The 19,113-nt window shown below is 71.1% G+C and carries 19 protein-coding genes; 2 read left to right on the forward strand and 17 right to left on the reverse strand.

Features of this window, described 5'->3' with window-relative positions:
- Position 1: 1 nt before the first annotated feature.
- The 10 genes from tatC to JMJ56_RS06785 form a co-directional block, all read right to left on the reverse strand.
- A complete protein-coding gene (tatC, locus tag JMJ56_RS06740) occupies positions 2-793 on the reverse strand; it encodes a twin-arginine translocase subunit TatC (RefSeq protein ID WP_328702288.1) in 792 nt (263 codons plus the stop codon).
- 12 nt (positions 794-805) lie between these two features.
- Positions 806-1,300, reverse strand: a complete 495-nt coding sequence (gene tatB / locus JMJ56_RS34790; RefSeq protein WP_202830784.1) for a Sec-independent protein translocase protein TatB — start codon at positions 1,298-1,300, stop codon at positions 806-808.
- A 66-nt stretch (positions 1,301-1,366) separates the two neighbouring features.
- Positions 1,367-2,407, reverse strand: coding sequence for an ABC transporter ATP-binding protein (locus JMJ56_RS06750; RefSeq protein WP_202830785.1), 1,041 nt, complete (start codon positions 2,405-2,407; stop codon positions 1,367-1,369).
- The gene (gene scpB, locus JMJ56_RS06755; protein ID WP_202830786.1) at positions 2,404-3,054 is read right to left on the reverse strand and encodes an SMC-Scp complex subunit ScpB; all 651 of its coding nucleotides are present in this window, start codon (positions 3,052-3,054) and stop codon (positions 2,404-2,406) included. The genes JMJ56_RS06750 and scpB overlap by 4 nt, the downstream gene beginning before the upstream one ends.
- Positions 3,038-3,802 (reverse strand): segregation and condensation protein A, encoded by a 765-nt coding sequence (locus tag JMJ56_RS06760; protein WP_202830787.1) that lies wholly within the window; start codon positions 3,800-3,802, stop codon positions 3,038-3,040. The genes scpB and JMJ56_RS06760 overlap by 17 nt, the downstream gene beginning before the upstream one ends.
- On the reverse strand, positions 3,799-4,518 hold the full coding sequence (locus JMJ56_RS06765; RefSeq protein WP_202830788.1) for a site-2 protease family protein: 720 nt from the start codon (positions 4,516-4,518) through the stop codon (positions 3,799-3,801). The genes JMJ56_RS06760 and JMJ56_RS06765 overlap by 4 nt, the downstream gene beginning before the upstream one ends.
- Positions 4,515-5,513 carry a beta-N-acetylhexosaminidase gene (gene nagZ / locus JMJ56_RS06770; protein WP_202830789.1) on the reverse strand — a complete coding sequence of 333 codons (999 nt, stop codon included), beginning with the start codon at positions 5,511-5,513 and terminating at the stop codon, positions 4,515-4,517. Before nagZ ends, JMJ56_RS06765 begins: the two co-directional genes overlap by 4 nt.
- Before the next feature lie 7 nt (positions 5,514-5,520).
- Positions 5,521-6,285: an SPOR domain-containing protein gene (locus tag JMJ56_RS35225; protein ID WP_202830790.1), complete on the reverse strand. Its 765-nt coding sequence runs from the start codon at positions 6,283-6,285 to the stop codon at positions 5,521-5,523.
- Positions 6,282-8,048 carry an arginine--tRNA ligase gene (argS, locus tag JMJ56_RS06780; RefSeq protein ID WP_202830791.1) on the reverse strand — a complete coding sequence of 589 codons (1,767 nt, stop codon included), beginning with the start codon at positions 8,046-8,048 and terminating at the stop codon, positions 6,282-6,284. The genes JMJ56_RS35225 and argS overlap by 4 nt, the downstream gene beginning before the upstream one ends.
- A 48-nt stretch (positions 8,049-8,096) precedes the next feature.
- Positions 8,097-9,251, reverse strand: coding sequence for a deoxyguanosinetriphosphate triphosphohydrolase (locus tag JMJ56_RS06785; RefSeq protein ID WP_202830792.1), 1,155 nt, complete (start codon positions 9,249-9,251; stop codon positions 8,097-8,099).
- Between the two features lie 87 nt (positions 9,252-9,338).
- Between JMJ56_RS06785 and erpA the strand changes: the two genes are divergently transcribed.
- Together erpA and JMJ56_RS06795 are read left to right on the forward strand one after the other, a co-directional pair.
- Positions 9,339-9,689 (forward strand): iron-sulfur cluster insertion protein ErpA, encoded by a 351-nt coding sequence (gene erpA, locus JMJ56_RS06790; RefSeq protein ID WP_202830793.1) that lies wholly within the window; start codon positions 9,339-9,341, stop codon positions 9,687-9,689.
- Between the two features lie 62 nt (positions 9,690-9,751).
- Positions 9,752-10,522 (forward strand): exodeoxyribonuclease III, encoded by a 771-nt coding sequence (locus tag JMJ56_RS06795; RefSeq protein WP_202830794.1) that lies wholly within the window; start codon positions 9,752-9,754, stop codon positions 10,520-10,522.
- Between the two features lie 91 nt (positions 10,523-10,613).
- Here JMJ56_RS06795 and JMJ56_RS06800 read toward each other — a convergent pair whose 3' ends face one another.
- The 7 genes from JMJ56_RS06800 to JMJ56_RS06830 form a co-directional block, all read right to left on the reverse strand.
- The gene (locus tag JMJ56_RS06800) at positions 10,614-10,790 is read right to left on the reverse strand and encodes a hypothetical protein (protein ID WP_202830795.1); all 177 of its coding nucleotides are present in this window, start codon (positions 10,788-10,790) and stop codon (positions 10,614-10,616) included.
- Positions 10,791-10,901: 111 nt separating this feature from the next.
- The gene (gene ilvD, locus JMJ56_RS06805; RefSeq protein WP_202830796.1) at positions 10,902-12,620 is read right to left on the reverse strand and encodes a dihydroxy-acid dehydratase; all 1,719 of its coding nucleotides are present in this window, start codon (positions 12,618-12,620) and stop codon (positions 10,902-10,904) included.
- Positions 12,621-12,714: 94 nt separating this feature from the next.
- Positions 12,715-13,482, reverse strand: a complete 768-nt coding sequence (locus JMJ56_RS06810; protein WP_202830797.1) for a DUF2243 domain-containing protein — start codon at positions 13,480-13,482, stop codon at positions 12,715-12,717.
- A gap of 74 nt (positions 13,483-13,556) precedes the next feature.
- The gene (locus JMJ56_RS06815) at positions 13,557-14,081 is read right to left on the reverse strand and encodes a hypothetical protein (protein ID WP_202830798.1); all 525 of its coding nucleotides are present in this window, start codon (positions 14,079-14,081) and stop codon (positions 13,557-13,559) included.
- A 230-nt stretch (positions 14,082-14,311) separates the two neighbouring features.
- Positions 14,312-16,996 (reverse strand): valine--tRNA ligase, encoded by a 2,685-nt coding sequence (locus JMJ56_RS06820; protein WP_202830799.1) that lies wholly within the window; start codon positions 16,994-16,996, stop codon positions 14,312-14,314.
- Between the two features lie 49 nt (positions 16,997-17,045).
- Positions 17,046-17,621: a DUF2497 domain-containing protein gene (locus JMJ56_RS35230; protein ID WP_328702289.1), complete on the reverse strand. Its 576-nt coding sequence runs from the start codon at positions 17,619-17,621 to the stop codon at positions 17,046-17,048.
- A complete protein-coding gene (locus JMJ56_RS06830; RefSeq protein ID WP_202830800.1) occupies positions 17,621-19,057 on the reverse strand; it encodes a TolC family outer membrane protein in 1,437 nt (478 codons plus the stop codon). Before JMJ56_RS06830 ends, JMJ56_RS35230 begins: the two co-directional genes overlap by 1 nt.
- Positions 19,058-19,113 lie beyond the last annotated feature (56 nt).

A 19,113-nucleotide genomic window follows, 5' to 3' on the forward strand; every position in this document is an offset into this window, starting at 1 on the left:
GTCAGGTCTTCGTCCCGCCGTCCTTCTTTCGCCCCATCCAGGTCGCGGCGAGGATTGAGATCTCGTAAAGGGCGATCATCGGCACCGCGAGGCCGATCTGGCTGATGACATCGGGCGGCGTGATCACCGCGGCGAACACGAACATCCCGACGATGGCGTAGCGGCGGCCCTTCCTCAGCGTCTCGACGCTCAGGATGCCGACACGGCAGAGCAGCGTCAGCAGCACCGGCAGCTGGAAGGCGATGCCGAAGGCGAGGATCATCTGCATGACCAGCGAGAGGTACTCGCTGACCTTGGCCTCGAGCTGGATCGGCAGCGCACCCTCGCCCGGCGGCGTCTCGAAGGTGATGAAGAAGTGCCAGGCGAGCGGGAAGATGAAGTAGTAGGCCAGCGCCGCGCCCATGACGAAGAGGAAGGGCGAGGCGACGAGGAAGGGCGTGATCGCCCGCTTCTCGCTACGGTAGAGGCCAGGTGCCACGAACAGCCAGACCTGCGTCGCCCACATCGGGAAGCTGAAGAAGACCGCGCCGAAGAAGGCGACCTTCAGATAGGTGAAGAAGGCCTCGTAGAGGGCGGTGAAGATCATCCGCCGCTCGCCGCCGCCCTGGTTCTGCAGGATGTCGGCGAGCGGGCGGGCGAGGAAGCCGTAGATCTGGGCAGAGAAGTAGTAGCAGACGGCGAAGGCGATGGCGAAGGCGCCGACCGACCAGAGCAGCCGCGTGCGCAGCTCCATCAGGTGATCGAGCAGCGGCATCGGCTTGTCGTCGATGGAATCGTCCGGGTCGCGCGGCACGGGCGTGGGTGCTCAGCTCTGTTGGGGCGGTTGGGCCGGGGCCGGGTCGGCCGGCGGCACGAAGGCGGGCGGGGCCGGCGGCGCAGCGGCCGTGGGCACGGCACCCGGCGGGATGAAGGCCGGGGCGGCCGGGCGCGGCGGCTCGGGGGCCGGCGGGCCGAAGCTCTCGGCGGCCGGCGCCGGAGTTGGCGCTGGCGGCGGCGTGTAGCTCGGCTTCAGCGGGTCCTCGGTGAAGGTCTTCCGGATGGAGCCGTCCTTGTCCACTGCCCTGGTGAGCTCGTCGCGGACGTTGAAGCGGCGGATCTCGTTGATCGACTGCCGCACCTCGTCGAGATTGGCCTCGCGGACCAGCTCGTCGGCCTGGCCCTGGAACTCGCTGGCCATGCGGCGCAGCTTGGCGATGCCGCGTGCGATGCCGCGGATGGCCTCGGGCAGGTCCTTCGGGCCGATGACGACGAGCGCCACCACGCCGATCAGGGCAATCTCGGACCAGGCTAGATCGAACATCGTGTCTCCGGCTCCGCCTCGTCGCGCGGGCCGCCTCCGTTAGCAGGATAGCCCGGCCACGCCAATCTAGGGAGCGGGGGCCGGGAATACGAAGGCCCGTTCGGGATCCAACGCGAGCTTCACCTCCTCTCCACGCCGGAGCCACAGGCCGGGCGGCAGCCGGGCATGCAGATGGAGCGTGCCACCCGCCCCGTCCGGCAGGGCGAGATGGGCGAGGCTGGTGGCGCCGAGCAGGCGGCAGGCCTCGATGCGGGCCGTGGGGCCTTCGGCAGCGCCGAGGCAGAGGCCTTCGGGGCGGAGGAGGAGTTCGGCCGGGCCATCGGGCATGGTGCAGGGAAGCGGGCCGAGGGCGGTCTCGGCCCGGCCGGCGCGGACCTGGGCGGGCAGGCGGTTCACCTCGCCGAGGAAGGTGGCGACAAAGGGGTTGGCGGGGCGGAGATAGAGATCCTCCGGCGTGCCGAGCTGGACCACCCTGCCCTCCTGCATGATGGCGATGCGGTCGGCGAGAAACATCGCTTCCTCCGCGTCATGGGTGACGATGAGGGCGGGGATGCCGGCGGATTGCAGGACATGCAGCGTGTCGTCCCGCACCTGCTCGCGGAGCCTTGCGTCGAGGCTGGCGAAGGCCTCGTCGAGCAGCAGGGCGCGCGGGCGGGGGGCGAGCGCCCGGGCAAGCGCCACCCGCTGCTGCTGGCCGCCGGAGAGCGTGTGGGGATAGGCGTTGGCGAGCGCCTCCAGCCCAACCCGGGCCAGGGCCTCGGCCACCTGCCAGGCGCGCTCGCCACGCGGGGTGGCGCCGAGGCCGAAGGCGACGTTGCCGGCGACGGTCAGGTGGGGGAAGAGCGCGTAGTCCTGGAAGACGAAGCCGACCCGCCGGGCCTCGGGCGGCAGTTCGCGGCCCGGCTCCGCCAGCTGGGTGTCGTCCAGGGCGATGCGCCCGGCCTGGAGCGGCTCAAGCCCGGCGACGAGGCGGAGCAGCGTCGTCTTGCCGTCACCCGAGGGGCCGAGGAGGCAGAGGATCTCGCCGGCTGCGACCTCCAGGTCGATGCCGCGCAGGACCTTCCGCGCCCCATAGGCGTGGCGGATGCCGCTGAGGCGGAGGCTCATGCGGAGAGCGGCGGGGCCGGCTCGCTCACTAACTCCTCGCGGCGCGGCAGGTCGGTCAGCGTCTTCAGGCCGAACTGCTCGAGGAAGCGGGGGGTGGTGCCCCAGAGGCTCGGGCGGCCGGGGACCTCCTTGCGGCCGCGTGGGGCGATGAACCCCATCTCCAGCAGGGCTTCAAGCGTCGATTGCGAGAGGGAAGCGCCCCGAATTTCCTCGATCTCGGCGCGGGTCGCGGGCTGGTGGTAGGCGATGATGGCGAGCGTCTCCATCGCCACCCGTGGCAGGCGGCGGGGAACCTCGACCACCTTGGTGATCGCGGGCGCCAGCTCGGGCGCGGTGCGGAAGGCGACGCCGCCGGCGACCTCGACCAATCCGACCGGACGGCCGGCGGTGGTCGCCATCAACGAGGTAATGACGGCACGGGGGTCGATGCCAGGGGGTAGGGCCTGGGCCAGCCGGGCGGGCGCGACGGGGCGGTCGCTGGCGAAGATCAGCGCCTCGGCGATGCGCAGCGCATGGGCGAAGAGGGCCGGGTCCGCCTCCGCAACCGGCTCGGCGGTAGGTTCGGCCAGGGGTTCGGCCAGGGATTCGGGCAAGGCTTCGGCCGGGGGCTCGGCTGAAGGCTCGGCGGGCTCAGGCGGCTCGGACATCGGGGATCGCTTCGGTCGGGGCGGCGCGGCGGACCAGGATGGGGCCGAAGGCCCGGTCCTGCTGCAATTCGATGGCGCCGCCGCGGGCGGTCTCAAGGGCGGCGATGAGGGTGCTGGCGAGAGCGGCGCGCTGCTCGACGGGATCGGTCAGGCCTTCGGGAAGGAAGCGGTGCAGCACTGCCCAGTCCGGCAGGGCGCCGATCAGCCGGCCGAGCCGGGCGAGCGCATCCTGCACCGTCCAGAGCTTACGGTGCTTCGGCGTGTAGGGGCGGCGGGCGAGCGCCCGGCGGCGGGCGGCGGCATAGGCCTGGAGCAGGGCGGGCAGGTCGGCGTTGATGCCGCTGCGGTCCTCGATGCGAAGCTGCTCAGCGGCGCCGCGGCCGAAGACCTCGCGGCCGAGCTGGTCGCGCCGGGCGAGCCAAGCGGCGGCGAGGCGCATCCGCTCCAGCTCGGCGAGGCGGTCGGTGAGCGCGGAGGCGAGGGCTTCGGCATCGACCTCCTCGGCCGGGTCGGGCGGGACCAGCAGGCGCGACTTCAGCCAGGCGAGCCAGGCGGCCATCACCAACCAATCGGCGGCCAGCTCCAGGCGGACGCGGCGGGCCTGCTCCAGCACGGCGAGGAACTGGTCGACGAGGGCGATGATGGAGATCTTCTCGAGATCGACCTTCTGCGCCCGTGCCAAATCGAGCAGCAGGTCGAGCGGCCCTTCGAATCCGTCGAGGCGGAGATGCAGGACCGGCTGGGTCATTCGCCCCCTCCCCCATTGCCCGTGAGCGTCAGCACGAGGTCGAAGGCCTGGGCGACGACATGGCGCAGTGCCCAGCCGACCGGGTCGTAGCCTTCCGCGACCCGGGGCAGCAGGAAGACGGCGAAGAGTACGATGAGGATGCCCCAGCGCTCCAGCCGCATGTAGGGCAGCGCCAGGGCCCGGGGCAACAGGCCCGTGACGATCCGCCCGCCATCGAGCGGCGGGATGGGCAGCAGGTTGAACAGGCCGAGGACCAGATTGGCGAGGATCGCATACTGCACGAAGCGCAGGCCCGCGAAGAGAGCCTCGCGCGGCGCCGTGCCGTCGAGCGCGACCAGCGGGTGGATCAGCAGGCCGGCAATGAGGGCCAGGCCGAAATTCATCAGCGGGCCGGCGGCGGCCACCAGCATCATCCCCTGCCGCGGGTGGCGCAGCGCCCGGATGTTCACCGGCACCGGCTTCGCCCAGCCGAACATGAACTCGACGCGGCCGAGGGTCAGCAACTGGCCGAGCAGCAGGATGCCGGGAAGCAGCACGGTGCCGACCGGGTCGACATGGCGGAGCGGGTTGAGGCTGAGGCGCCCGGCCAGCTTCGCCGTCGGGTCGCCGAGCGCAAGCGCTGCATAGCCATGCGCCGCCTCGTGCAGGGTGATCGCCAGGACCGAGGCGAGCACCGCGGCCACCAGCTCCGGCAGCCAGCCGAAGCCCTCGGTCACGCGGCGGCCGTGAGCCGGGCGTCCCGGAGGGCGAGCAGGCCGGCGGGATCGAGGGACTGACGGGTGGCCAGGACCCGGGCGCGGGTCTCGGCCAGCCGGGCCTCGGCCGCATCGCTAAGCGCCGGGCAGCCGGCGAGGACGGCGGCGCTGTCCTCCAGCACGCCGTTGCAGTGGAGGACGAGGTCGCAGCCGGCGGTGATCGAGGCGGCGGCAAGCTCGCCGGGCTCGCCCTCCAGCGCCTTCATGCAGAGGTCGTCGGTGACCAACACGCCCTGGAAGCCGATGGCGCGGCGGATTACCTGGCCGATGACCAGCGGCGAGAGGGTGGCCGGGCGCTCCGGGTCCAGCTCCTCATAGACGATATGCGCGGTCATGGCCCAGGCGGCGATGTCGGCCAGGGCGGCGAAGGGGCCGCAATCCTCGACCAGCATCTCGCGCGGGGCGGTGACGCGGGGCAACTCGTAATGGCTGTCGACCATGGCACGGCCATGGCCGGGGATGTGCTTCACCACCGGGATGCATCCGGCCTGCTGGAGGCCCTCGGCCCAGGCGAGGCCGAGGCGGGCGACCTCCTCCGGGTCGTCGCTGAAGGCGCGGTCGCCGACGATGCCATGGGCGCCGGGCATCCGCAGGTCGAGCACCGGGGCGCAGACCACGTCGAAGCCGGCCTCGCGGCAAACCAGCCCGTTGAGCGCGGCGTTGGCGCGGGCGGCCTCGGCCGGGGCGCCCTCGAAGCGGGCGGCGGGCGGGAAGTCGGGCCAATGCGGGGCGCGAAGGCGGGCGACGCGGCCGCCCTCCTGGTCGACCAGGATGGGGGCGGCTTCGCCCAGCTCCTCGCGTATGGAGGCCGTGAGGGCACGGAGCTGCGCGGGATCGACGATGTTACGGGCGAAGAGGATCACGCCGAGCGGGGGCGTGGCGTGCAGCACTGCCCGCTCATCCTCCGTCAGCACATGGCCGGAAAGGCCGATGATGGCGGCGCGCGGCCGGGTCATGCGTAGGTCAGCCCCCGATGGGGTTGCAGGGAGCGGCCTTGGCCTGCACCGCGGCGCAAAGGGCGCGGGCGGCAGCGGCATTGGCGAGGCCGCCGGCACGAAGGCGGAAGAGAGGCGGCTTCCCATCGCGGTCAAAGCGGGAGATCACCGGCTGGAAGGCGGCCAGTTCGGGGATGCGCTGTTGCAGGCGTTCCCACTCGCCGCGAGCGGATTCCTCGGAGCTGAGGGCGGCAAGCTGGACCATAGCCCGGCCATTGGCCGCCGGCGCGATGGCCGGATTGGCTGGTGCGGCGACGGGCGCAGGACGCGGCGGCGCAGGTGGCGCCATCGGTGCGGCGACGACCGGGGCAGGTACGGGCGCGGCGGCGACGGGCGGCGGGACGGGTTCCGGTGCCGCGGCCTGGGGCGTAGGCGCCGGCGGGGCGGCCTGCTGGCGAAGCAGGTCGAGCGCGGGGCTTTCCGGGCCGCGATCGAGGCGGGAGGTCGCCGTCACGCTGCGCTCGGCGGCGCGGCGGACCGAGGGCGGCTCCAGCACCAGCTGGTCCTGGTTCGGCACGACGAGGCCACCGGGGGCGTCCGGCTTGATCTTCACCGGGCGCGCATCCGCCTCGATGGTCGGCACGACCCGGGGCCCCATGCGGGAGATGCCCCAATAGGCCGCGCCGCCCACGGCGACGGTGCCGAGCAACCCGCCCGCGACCGCCAGCATGCGCCAGTTGGGGCCCGGCTCGGCCGGCCGGGCGCGCCAGGATGGAACCGTGATATCGCTCACCGCATCTCCTCGACGGGCGTGACCCCCATCACCCTGAGGCCCGAGCGGATGACCGTCGCCGTCGCGGCAACCAGCGCGAGCCTCGCCCGCGTCGCCTCCGGCTCATCCCCCCGGATGAAGCGGAGGGTCGTGTCCTCTCGTCCCCTGTTCCACAATACGTGAAAATCGCCGGCCAAGTCATGGAGAAAGAAGGCGATGCGGTGCGGCTCGCGGGCCAGCGCGGCGGATTCCACGGTGCGCGGCCAGGCGGTGAGGCGGCGGATCAGGGCCAGCTCGGCCGGATCGGCCAGCGAATCGAGCGGAGCCTCGGCCAGATCAGAAGGGTCGCCGGCGCTGCGGAGGACGCTGCGGCAACGGGCATGGGCATACTGCACGTAGAAGACCGGATTCTCGCGCGACTGCTCGACCACCTTGTCGAGGTCGAACTCCATCTGCGCATCGGCCTTGCGGGTCAGCATGGTGAAGCGGACGGCGTCGCGGCCGACCTCCTCGATGAGGTCGGCCAGCGTGACATAGGTGCCGGCGCGCTTGCTCATCCGCACCGGCTCGCCGCCCTTCATCACCTTGACGATCTGGGTCAGCACCACGTCGAGCGGGACCGGGCGGTCGGCCGAGAGGGCCGAGACGGCGGCCTGCATGCGCTTGATGTAGCCGCCATGGTCGGCGCCCCAGACATGGACCAGCTCGTCGAAGCCGCGGGCCAGCTTGTCGCCATGGTTGCCGATGTCGTTGGCGAAATAGGTGTTGCTGCCGTCCGACTTGCGGAGCGGGCGGTCCACGTCGTCGCCGAAGCGGGTGGAGGCGAAGAGGGTCTGCGGGCGCGGCTCCCAGTCGTCCGGCGTCTTGCCCTTGGGGGGCTCGAGCACGCCCTCATAGACGAGGCCGCGCTCGGCGAGGGTGGCGATGGCGCGGTCGGCGACGCCGGCGCGGACCAGCTCCGCCTCGCTGACGAAGACGTCGTGGCGGACGCCGAGGGCGGCGAGGTCCTGACGGATCTCGGCCATCATCGCCTCGACCGTGAAGGGGCGGACGGTGTCGAGCCAGAGCGCCGGGTCGGCCGGGAGAGCGCCGGGGGCGAGGGCGTCGCCGTAGCGGGATTTCAGCGCCTCGCCTACGGGGATGAGGTATTCGCCGCGGTATTGCAGGCCGCCGGGGATGTTGGCGGCGTATTCCTCCTCGGTCAGCATCGTGCCGAGGGCCTGGAGGTAGCGCCAGTAGGCGGCCCAGGCGAGGGCCTGCACCTGCGCCCCGGCATCGTTGATGTAGTACTCCTTGGTCACCGCCCAGCCGGCCTTGTCGAGCAGGTTGGCGAGCGCGTCGCCCACCACGGCGCCGCGGCAATGGCCGACATGCATGGGGCCGGTCGGGTTGGCGGAGACGTATTCGACGTCGGCCCTGCGGCCGGCGCCGATGGCGCTGTCGCCATAGGCCTCGGCGGCTTCCAGGATCACCGGGAGCTGGGCACGGAGGAAGCCCTCGCGCAGGCGGAGGTTGACGAAGCCGGGGCCGGCGGGGGCTGCGGATTCGACCTCGGGCAGGGCTGCGAGGCGCTCGGCGAGGGCGGCGGCCAGCTTCGGCGGGGGCTGGCGGGCGGGCTTGGCCACGACGAGGGCGGCGTTGGTCGCCATGTCGCCATGGCTCGGGTCGCGCGGCGGCTCCATCTGCACCTTGGCGAAGGCGTCCTCGGGCAGTTCCGGCAGAAGGTCCCGCAGGGCGGCGATGGCGCGGGCGCGAAGGGCCGCGAAGATGTCGGTGCTGGTCATGCTGCGCTGCGGTTTAGCCTGCGATCGTCCTGAGTGGAAACACCGGCGTCACCCGGGGATGTTCGGGTCCGTCAGGCGGCGGTGCTCCTCCAGCGCATAGCGGTCGGTCATGCCGGCGATGTAGTCGCAGACGACGCGGGCGCAGGTCGGGCTGCCCGCCTCCCCTGCCCGCTCCCGCCAGTCGTCGGGCAGCATCTGCGGGCCGCCGTGGAGGAGCTGGAAAAGGAGCTGGCTCACCCGCTTCGACTTCTGCATCGCCCGGTTCACCCGCCAGTGGCGGTAGAGGCGGGTGAAGAGGAAGTGGCGGATCACCTGGTTCGCCTCGGCCATGGGGCGTGAGAAGGCGATCACCGGCTCGGCGGCGGCGCGGATGTCGTCAGCGCTCCGCGGGCCGAGGGCGGCGATGCGGCGGGTCGCCTCCTCCACCACGTCCTGGATCATCAGGTTGATGACGCGGCGGACGGTCTCGGTCACCAGGCGGTCGCGGGCGATTCCGGGGTGGAGGGCAAGGACCTCGCGATAGGCGTCGCCGACCAAGGGAAGGCCGGCGATCTCCTCGACGGTGAGGATGCGGGCGCGGATGCCGTCATCGAGGTCGTGGTTGTTGTAGGCGATATCGTCGGACAGGGCGGCGACCTGGGCCTCGGCGGAGGCATGGGTCAGCAGGTCGAGAGGGTGGCGGCGGTCGTACTCGGCGATGAAGGCCGAGGGGCGGCGGAGGGGCCCGTTATGCTTGGCGAGGCCTTCCAGCGTCTCCCAGGACAGGTTGAGGCCGTCGAAGCTGGCATAGCGGGCCTCGAGGGTGGTGACGACCTTCAGCGACTGGGCGTTGTGGTCGAAGCCGCCATAGGGACGCATCTGGCTGTCGAGCGCCTCCTCACCCGCATGCCCGAAGGGCGGGTGGCCGAGGTCGTGGGCGAGCGCCAGGGCCTCGGCCAGATCCTCGTCGAGGCGGAGGCGGCGGGCCAGGCTGCGGGCGATCTGGGCGACTTCGATGCTGTGGGTCAGGCGGGTGCGGAAGTAGTCGCCTTCATGGAAAATGAAGACCTGCGTCTTGTATTGCAGGCGGCGGAAGGCACCGGTGTGGATGATGCGGTCGCGGTCGCGCTGCCAGGGGGAGCGGGCATCGGCGGGTTCGGGATGCAGCCGGCCGCGGGAGTGGCGGGGGTCGACGGCCCAGGGGGCGCGGGGTTCGGACGGCATAGGGCTGCCTAGCATGGGCGGAGGCGAGGTTGGAAATCAGGCTGCGGCGACCCTATCTTGGGTGCCGAAGCTGATCGAGATCCTGCCATGCCCGATGGTGCCGACCTGCCCCGTTTCCGTGTGACCCCCCGCGCCGCCGCCGAGGTGGCGGAGATCGCGCGCCGTGAGGGACGGCCGGAGGCAGGCCTCCGCGTCTCGGTGAGCGCTGGAGGGTGCTCGGGCTTCCAGTATGGCTTCGCGCTGGAGGACAGCGCGGCGGAAGATGATCTCGTCGTCGAGTCGGACGGGGTGCGGGTCTTCATCGACAGCGTGTCGCTCGACCTGCTGGCGGGGTCGCAGCTTGAGTGGAACGACTCGCTGATCGGGGCGCATTTCGTGGTGCGCAACCCGCAGGCGGTTTCGGGTTGTGGCTGCGGGGTGAGCTTCGCCGTAGGCTGAGGCCCCTCCCGCGGCATCCATCCTGGCTGGCCAAGCCAGCCGCTTCCGGCGATGGTGGGGCCATGCTCCGCCTTGCCAGCTTCAACGTGAACTCGATCCGCCGCCGGGCGCCGCATGTGCGGCGCCTCCTCGAGCGGCACCAGCCGGATTTGCTCTTCCTCCAGGAGCTGAAGTGCAAGACGGAGGAATTCCCGGCCACAGAGTTCGAGGGGAGCGGGTATCGCATCCAGGCGATCGGGCAGCCGGGCGGGCGCAATGGCGTCGCGGTGCTTGGGCGCGTCGAATTCGAGATCACCGGAGACGCGCTGCCGGGCGAGGCGGAGGATGACCATGCCCGCTTCGTCTCGATACGCGCGGCAGGGATGGAAGCGGCGGGGATCTATCTGCCAAACGGGAATTCAGGGGGCGAGGCCGGCTTCCAGTACAAGTTGCGCTGGATGGAGCGATTGCGGGACTGGATGGCGGCAAGGCTCGACAATTTCATGCCGGTGGCAGTGCTGGGCGACTTCAATGTCTGCCCGACCGAGGCGGACCTCTCCCCGGGGGCGCTGCCGGCGACGGATGCGCTGGTGCATCCTGAGAGCCGGGCGCGGTTCCGGGCGATGACCCACCTCGGGATGACCGATTCGCTGCGGGCGCTGCATCCGGGGGATGCGCCCTTCACCTATTGGGATTACGGGCCGGCCTTCAACATGAACCGCGGGCTGCGGATCGACCATGCGCTGCTGAGTCCGGAGCTGGCGGAGCGGCTGACAGGGTGCGGGGTGGATACTGTTGCCCGGTCGGAGGACCAGCCGAGCGACCATGCGCCGGTCTGGGTCGAGTTGAGGTAGCGGCCCTACCCCGCCAGCCGCTGCGGGCTCAGGCCGTGCCGCGGCGCCTGGAAAGGCTGGGCGCCAGCGGGCGAGAAGCCCCTGCCCAGCCTCACCAGCGGCGCCAGCCGTGGCCATAGCCGTAGGGGCGGCCGTAGTAGACGGCGGGCGGGGGCGGCGGCGGCGTGTAATAGGGCCGGCCGTAATAGGGCCGCGCCGGCGCGACGACGCAGCCGGAGAGCAGGGTGAGCGCCGGCAGCAGGAGCAGCGGCAGCAGGAAGCGTTTCATCGCGTTCACTCCTTGTGACGGGTGCCGATAGAAACCCGGACTCTGTGACGAAAGCGGGGCATGGCCGGTGAAGTCCCTGCAAGGCCTGGGCTTCACCGGCCGGATCACGCGCTATTGGTCGGCGTAGCAATGCGTCTCGGCCGCGCCACCCGGATGGGTGACGGCGCCGAGATGGGCCGGGCCTACGAGCTGGGCGTATTTCCAGAGGGCACCGGCATTGTAGTCGGTCGGGCGGGGCTTCCACTCGGCACGGCGGCGGGCAAGCTCCGCTTCCTCGACCAGCATGTCGATTGTTCCCTTCTCGGCGTCGATGACGATGCGGTCTCCATTGCGCAGCAGGGCGATGGGACCGCCGACCGCCGCCTCCGGCCCGACATGGCCGATGCAGAAGCCGCGCGTGGCGCCGCTGAAGCGGCCATCGGTGATGAGAGCCACGCCCTCGCCCATGCCCTGGCCGTAGATGGCGGCAGTGGTGGAGAGCATCTCGCGCATGCCTGGCCCGCCCTTCGGCCCCTCGTAGCGGATGACGATGACGTCGCCCGGCTTGTAGGCGCGCTGCTCGACGGCCTGGAAGGCCTCCTCCTCGCTGTCGAAGCAGAGGGCGCTGCCCTCGAAGCGGAGGGTCTTCATCCCGGCGACCTTCACGATGGCGCCGTCGGGCGCGAGGTTGCCCTTGAGGCCAACAACGCCGCCTGTGGGCGAGAGCGCCTGGCTCACCGGGTAGATGACGTCCTGATCCGTCGGGAAGGTAACGCTCTCGTGGTTCTCGGCCAGCGTCCTGCCGGTGACGGTCATGCAGTCGCCGTGCAACAGCCCGGCATCCAGCAGCGCCTTGATGATAACGGGGATGCCGCCGACCTTGTGGACGTCGTAGGCGACGTATTTCCCGCCCGGCTTGAGGTCGGCGATGTAGGGCGTGCGGCGCATGATGGCGACGACGTCGTCCATCGTGAAGCGCAGGCCGGCCTCATGCGCGATGGCGGGCAGGTGCAGGCCGGCATTGGTGCTGCCGCCGGTCGCGCCGACGATGACGGCGGCATTCTCCAGCGACTTCAGCGTGACGATGTCGCGGGGGCGGAGATTGCGGCGCACCAGCTCCATCACCGCGCGGCCCGACTCCGCGGCCCAGCGGTCGCGCTCCTCGAAGGGGGCGGGCGTGCCGGCGGAGCCGGGCAGCGCGAGGCCGATCGCCTCGGAGACCGTCGCCATGGTGTTGGCGGTGAACTGGCCGCCGCAGGCGCCGGCGGAGGGGCAAGCGACGCATTCCAGCTCGTGCAGGTCCTCGTCCGAGAGGTTGCCGGCGGCGTGCTGGCCGACCGCCTCGAAGACATCGACGACCGTCACGTCGCGGCCCTTGTAGGTCCCCGGCAGGATCGAGCCGCCATACATGAAGACGGAGGGGATGTTCAGGCGGAGCATCGCCATCATCATCCCGGGCAGCGACTTGTCGCAGCCGGCGAGGCCCACCAGCGCGTCGTAGCAATGGCCGCGCACCGTCAGCTCCACCGTGTCCGCGATGGCGTCGCGCGAGGCGAGCGAGGACTTCATCCCTTGGTGACCCATGGCGATGCCGTCGGTGACGGTGATGGTGGTGAACTCCCGCGGCGTGCCACCGCCGGCCTTCACCCCCGTCTTGACGCTCTGCGCCTGGCGGTGGAGGTCGATGTTGCAGGGCGCCGCCTCGTTCCAGCAGGTGGCGACGCCGACGAAGGGCTGGGCGATCTCGGCCTCGGTGAGGCCCATGGCGTAGTAGTAGCTGCGGTGCGGGGCGCGCTCGGGGCCGACCGTGGTGTGGCGGCTGGGGAGCTTCGACTTGTCCCATTCGGTCATGGCGTGTCCTCCGGTTTGACCCGAGAGGGTCGCAAAGTCTCCGGATAAGGCAAGCGGAGATGGCAGGTGCCGCTGTGCGGCGCCTGCCGCCCCGTCAGATCCGCGACCAGCCGAGGCAATTCGCTACCGGCAAGCCGGTGCCGACCAGCATGGCGCCGCGGCGGTAGAGCGTCCAGGCGCTGCCGGCCTCGCCGAGATCAACCGCGACCAGTTCGCCCGAGGCATCGGCCCAGACGATGCGGCCCTCCGCAGCCGAGACGGCTGCGACGGCCCCTTCGAGGCCCATCCCCGGCCGGAACAGGACCAGGGCTGTGGTGGCATCCGTGGGCGGCAGCGCCGCCACCGGCGCCGCACCGATGACGGCCAGCGCCAGCATCGCCGCTACCCGCAACCCGCCACGGCCAGGCGGCCCCGCGTCGCCGCGCCGCAGCAGCCACGCCCCGGCCAGCAGCGGCGGCAGGCCGATGACAGCGAGCCAGCCGATATCCCAGGCCAGCGGGTTCGGCACGTCCACCCGGATGCGGTGGATGCCGACGATCCAGTGGAAGCCGACCACATCGACCAGCTGCCAGATGCCGAAGCCGAGCAGCGCCCAGCCGAGCAGCCGCAACCCACGCAACTCGCCGAGCCCCGACCGGGCCCGCCAGAGCAGGCCCAGGCCGAGCAGCGCGATGGCGTAGACGGCAACGTGGAACAGCCCGTCCCAAAGGATCTGTACACGGATGTCGCGCAACGCCTCGCCGCCGACGAGGCTGAGGAAGTGATGCCATTGCAGCACTTGGTGCAGCAGGATGCCGTCGAAGAAGCCGCCGAGGGCGAAGCCAAGGACGCCGAGAGCGAGTGGCAGGCGTTGAGCCGGCATGCAGTGTCTCCCCTGATAGGGGAGCGAACGCCGCAACGCCGCCTGCGATCACGGCATCCCGGCGGAATGACTGCTCAGGCGGCCCGCCGCAGGGCGGCCGAGCGCGCAGCGTGATCGACGCGCCGCCAGTTTGCCGGCTCATGCCTCCCTGTCCCCGGCGAGGCCCGCCCCGTGATCAGCCGGTCGGCGACCGCGCCAGCGGCAAAGGCATAGACGGCCTTGTGCAGCAGATCGACCACCTGCTCGTCGCGCGGCCAGGTCCAGGGCGGCGCGCCGATGCCGGTGGCGTTCTCCAGGCTCTGGTCGTTCAGCAGGCGCAGGTTCAGGAAGAGGAAGGAGCCAAAGGGCCCGCCGACGCCGCCCCGTGCCATCACCGCGCGGACCAGGCCGAGCAGGATGCCCTGCCCCCAATGCATGGCCCAGTTGAGGCCCTGCCGCTCGCGGTCGGGGCGCGCTGGACGGCCGAGCAGGCGTTGCAGCGTATGCGCGGGCACGAAGGAGTTCGGGCGGCCGGTCACCGCCTGCTCCAGCTTCTCCCCGAGCGTCATGGCGGCGACGCCGGCCACCCCCGCCAGCAGCCCGGCGGCAAGCAGTGGCATCGCACCTCCGCGATCGCGGTTCATCCTTGCCATTCGAGTGGTTCCTTTCCCGGACGGGCGGAATGCCCCTCCGCCGCCTCAACGCCTGCGGGGCGGCCTTGGCTCACCGCCGCGGCGGCCGATGCCGGCAAGGGATACGAAACGGTGCGGCGCGGCCTGCTCGCAACCGCTGCAGGCCGTAAAGCCGGGCAGCCTGATCTCGAAGACCGAGGGACTTCGAGATCAGGCTTCTAGTCGGCGATGCGGGCCATCGCCGCGTCAAGGCGCGCCATCTCGGCTTGAAAGTTGGCAAGGCGCTCGCGGTTCTCCGTGACGACCCCCTCCTTAGCGCGGGCGACGAAATCGGCATTGGCGAGCTTCGCCTCCACCTTCCTCGCCTCGGCCTCGGCCTTGGCGCGGTCCTTGGCGAGGCGGGCGCGTTCGCCGGCGAAGTCGATGACGCCGGCCAGCGGCAGAATCAGCGTCGCCTCGCCGAGCACGGCCTGGGCGACGCCCTTCGGCGCCTCGCCCGCGAGCGGCACGATCTCGGTGACGCGGCCGAGGCGGCGGACGGCCTCGATCCAGCGGTCGGCGCGCGCGAGATTCTCCGGCGCGGTGTCCTTCACCAGCAGCGGCGTGGTGACAGAGGGGGCGATGTTCACCTCGGCGCGGACGGCGCGGAGTTCGCTGATGAGGCGGACGATCCAGTCCAGCTCCTCACGGGCGGAGGCGGCCTCGGCGACGGGGACGGGCTCGGGCCAGGGGGCGCGGATCAGGCTGCATTCCGGGCCGTAGCCGAAGCGGTCCCACAGCTCTTCCGTGACGAAGGGCATCGCCGGGTGGAGCAGGCGGAGAATCAGGCCCAACACGTATTGCGCGGCACCCTTCACCTCTTCCTTCTCGGCACCGTCAGGGCCGTTGAAGACGGGTTTGGCAAATTCGAGGAACCAGTCGCAGAAGCTGCCCCAGACGAAGCGGTAGGAGGCGGCGGCGTAGTCGTCGAAGCGGTAGGCTTCGAGTGCAGCGGTCGCCTCGGCGACGGCGGTGTTGGCAGCGTCGAGAACCCAGCGGGCGAGCGGCGTGCGGGCGGCCGTCGGATCCCAGCTGGGCTGAGGCGCGATACCGTTCATCTCGCAGAAGCGGGCGGCGTTCCACAGCTTGGTGGCGAAGCTGCGGTAGTCCTCGACGCGCTTGCGACCGAGCTTCACGTCGCGGCCGGGGCCGGTCAGCGCGCAGATGGTGAAGCGGAGCGCGTCGGCGCCATAGGCGTCGATCAGCTCCAGGGGGTCCATGACGTTCCCCTTCGACTTCGACATCTTCTGGCCCTTCTCGTCGCGGACGAGGCCGTGGATGTAGACGTGGCGGAAGGGGACATCGCCCATGAAATGGATGCCCATCATCATCATCCTGGCTACCCAGAAGAAGATGATGTCGAAGCCGGTGACCAGCACGTCGCCCGGGTAGTAGCGGGCGAGTTCCGGCGTCTTGTCGGGCCAGCCGAGCGTCGAGAAGGGCCAGAGCGCGCTGCTGAACCAGGTGTCGAGCACGTCCGGGTCGCGCTCCAACGCGACGTCCTTGCCGAACTGGGCGCGGGCGGCGGCCTTCGCCTCCTCCTCGGTGCGTTCGACGAAGACGGTGCCGTCCGGGGCGTACCAGGCGGGGATCTGGTGGCCCCACCAGAGCTGGCGGGAGACGCACCAAGGCTGGATGTCGCGCATCCAGGCGAAGAAGGTGTTCTCCCACTGCTTCGGGACGAATTGGGTGCGGCCGGTCTCGACCGCCTCGATGGCGGGCTTCGCCAGGGTCGCCGCATCGGCATACCACTGGATGGTCAGGCGCGGTTCCAGGGGCACGCCGCCGCGGTCGCCATGCGGGACCTGATGGGTGTGGGGCTCGGTCTGGACAAGGAGGCCAAGCTCATCGAGGCGGGTGACGATCGCCTTGCGGGCGGCGAAGCGGTCCATGCCCTGGAGGCTGTCGAGGAAGGCCGTGTCGGCCTCGGCGCCGAGGTCGGGGCGGAGCTCGACGAGGTCGATCCGCGCCTCGGCATCGAGGACGGAGGGCATCGGCAGGTCGTGGCGGCGGCCGACCTCGAAATCGTTGAAGTCGTGCGCGGGGGTGATCTTCACCGCACCGGTACCCTTCTCCGGGTCCGAATACTCGTCGGCGACGATGGGGATGTGGCGGCCCGTCAGCGGCAGGATGACCCGCTTGCCGACGAGGGCCGTGAAGCGGGCATCCTCCGGATGGACGGCGACGGCGGTGTCACCGAGCATGGTCTCCGGGCGCGTGGTCGCCACCACGATCTCGCCGCCGCCCTCGACGGGGTAGCGGATGTGCCAGAGGCTGCCCTTGACCTCGCGGCTTTCGACCTCAAGGTCGGAGATCGCCGTCTGCAGCTTCGGGTCCCAGTTCACCAAGCGGCGGTCGCGGTAGATCAGCCCCTGGCGGTGCAGGGTGACGAAGACCTCGCGGACGGCCTTGGACAGGCCCTCGTCCATGGTGAAGCGCTCGCGCGGCCAGTCGAGGCTGGCCCCGAGGCGGCGGAGCTGCTTGGTGATGGTGCCGCCCGACTCAGCCTTCCATTGCCAGACGCGGTCGAGGAAGGCGGCGCGGCCCATGCTGCGCCGGTCCTGCTTGCCCTCGCTCGCCAGAAGCCGCTCGACCACCATCTGCGTGGCGATGCCGGCATGGTCGGTGCCGGGCTGCCAGAGCGCGTCCCTCCCCTGCATCCGCCGCCAGCGGACCAGCATGTCCTGGATGGTGAAGGTGAGCGCATGACCCATGTGCAGGCTGCCGGTGACGTTCGGCGGAGGGATCATGATGGTGAAGGGCGTGGCGGCCGAGGCAGGGTCGCAGGCGAAGGCGCCCGAGCTCTCCCAGCCTTCATAGAGGCGGGTTTCGAAGCTGCCCGGGGTGAGGGTCTTGTCCAGCATGGGCGCATCCGTCCCCTGCCGGACGGGCGCCGTCAAGGGGCGTCGCGGTTCAGCCCAGGGCGCGGCCGACGACGCGCTCGATCTCGGCGCGGACCAGGCGCTCGACCAGGGCGGGAAGGTGCTGGTCGAGCCAGTCCTTCAGCAGGGGGCGGAGCTCCTCCCGCACCACATCCTCGATGCTCGGACCGCCGCGGGTGACCGCGGCGCCGCGATCCTGGGAGACGGCGCGGATCAGGGTGCCGATGGCTGCAGTGGCGGCGGCGGCCACGGCCGGGGCGATCAGCGTCTCGGCCGGCGGATGCTCGGGCGGAGGCTCCGGCTCGGACGGGGGCTGGCCAGCGGCGAGCATGGGGGGCGGCGCTGGTTCCGGCTCGGACACTCGAGCGTCGGGGAGCGGCTCGGCCGGAAGGGGCGGCGCAGGGGGAGGTGCCGCCGGCGCCGCTGTCGGCTCCTGCACCAGCATCTCCTCGGTCAGTGTGAGGGGCTCCGCCGGCTCCGGCGCGTCCGGGCCCGCGGCCTTGCCGGGTTCGTCCTCGTTGAGGATGCGGCGGATGGAGGCGAGGATGTCCTCCATGCTCGGATCGGCGGGGGACCCACCCGGCGGGGCCGGCCGCTCCTCGGCCATCAGCGGCGCTCCGCCACGCCCGAATAGTCGCCGAAGCCGATCCAGCGGTTGCGCACCTCATTGTAATAGGCGCGCATGTCATAGGTATCGACCGCGAGACCGAGATCGCTCGCGGTCAGCCGTCCGATGGTCGCCGCCAGCGCATAGGATTGCTGGACAACGGTCGAGAGGGCCTGGACCAGGCTGGTGCGGGCATTCAGCAACTCCTGCTCGGCATTCAGCACGTCCAGGGTGGTGCGGCTGCCGACGATCGCCTCGCGCTGGACGCCGTCGAGGGCGATCTCGGCGGCGCGGATCTGGGCGCGGACGCTCTCGACCTGGGCCCGCGAGCTCTGCAGCTGCTCCCAGGCCTGGGTCGCCTGCTGGACGACGGTGCGGCGCTGGTCGTCGACCGTCTGGCGGGCCTGCTGGGCGCTCTGCCGGGCCTGGCGGATGGCGGAGTATTCGGCGCCGCCCTGGTAGAGCGGCACGGTCAGGTTGGCCGTTACCTGGGCGAAGGTCTGGCGGGTGTGATTGGTGAGGTTGTTGTCGTTCCGCCCGGCCTGGGTGCTGACACTGAGCGTTGGCGCCAGGGCGGAGGTCTGGATGTTGACGTTGTCCCGCGCCCCGACCTCGTCGAAGAGGGCGGCGACGACATTCGGGTTGTTGGCTGCCGCGGCCTGGGCCACTTCCTGGCTGGTGCGGAGCGGCACGCGGAGCGGCTGGGGCGCGATCAACGCGCCGGGCGGGAGGCCGACCAGGCGCTGGAAGGTGGCACGGGAGATCTGCAGGTTGCCCTCGGCCTGGGCGCGCTGGGAGCGAGCGCCGGCAAGGCGCGACTCGGCCTGGGCGACGTCTGTGCGGGTGATCTCGCCGACGCGGAAGCGCTCGTTGGTGGCGCGCAGCTGCTCGGTCAGCACCTGCTCGTTGTTGATGTTGAGGCGCAGCAGCTCCTGGTCACGGATGACGCCGACATAGGCCGTCACCGTGTCCTGCATCACCTGCTGCTCGGTCGCCAGCAGGCGGGCGCGCTGGGCGAGCACCTGGCTCTCCGCCCGCCGGGTGGTGGCGACCGTGCGGCCGCCGCGGAAGATCGGCTGGGTGACGGTGACCGTGTTGGTGGCAACCGTCCGGTCGTTGTGGCTGCTGACGCCAACCTGACGGGCGCCGCCCGTGTTCGGGTCAAACGCCTGGGTCAGGCTGCGGACACGGCCATCGGCATAGCCGAAGCTGTTGGTGATGGAGACGGTTGGGCGCCAGCCGGCCAACGCCTGGGGCACGTTCTCGTCGACTGCGCGAAGCTGGGCGCGGGCGGCCAGCAGTGCAGGGTTGTTGGCATAGGCCTGGGCCAGCGCATCCGCCAGGGTCTGCGCCCCGGCCTGCGGCGCCAGCGCGACAAGCCCGGCCGGGGCGAGCAGCGCGGCGGTCAGCACCGGAAAGGGACGGGTCCAGTTCATCGTAACCTGATCCTTGCGGAGCAATATTAAGAACGTCCTACAGCACCAGCGCCTTC

The sequence above is a fragment of the Belnapia arida genome, from assembly GCF_016773205.1.
Taxonomy (GTDB): Bacteria; Pseudomonadota; Alphaproteobacteria; order Acetobacterales; family Acetobacteraceae; genus Belnapia; species Belnapia arida.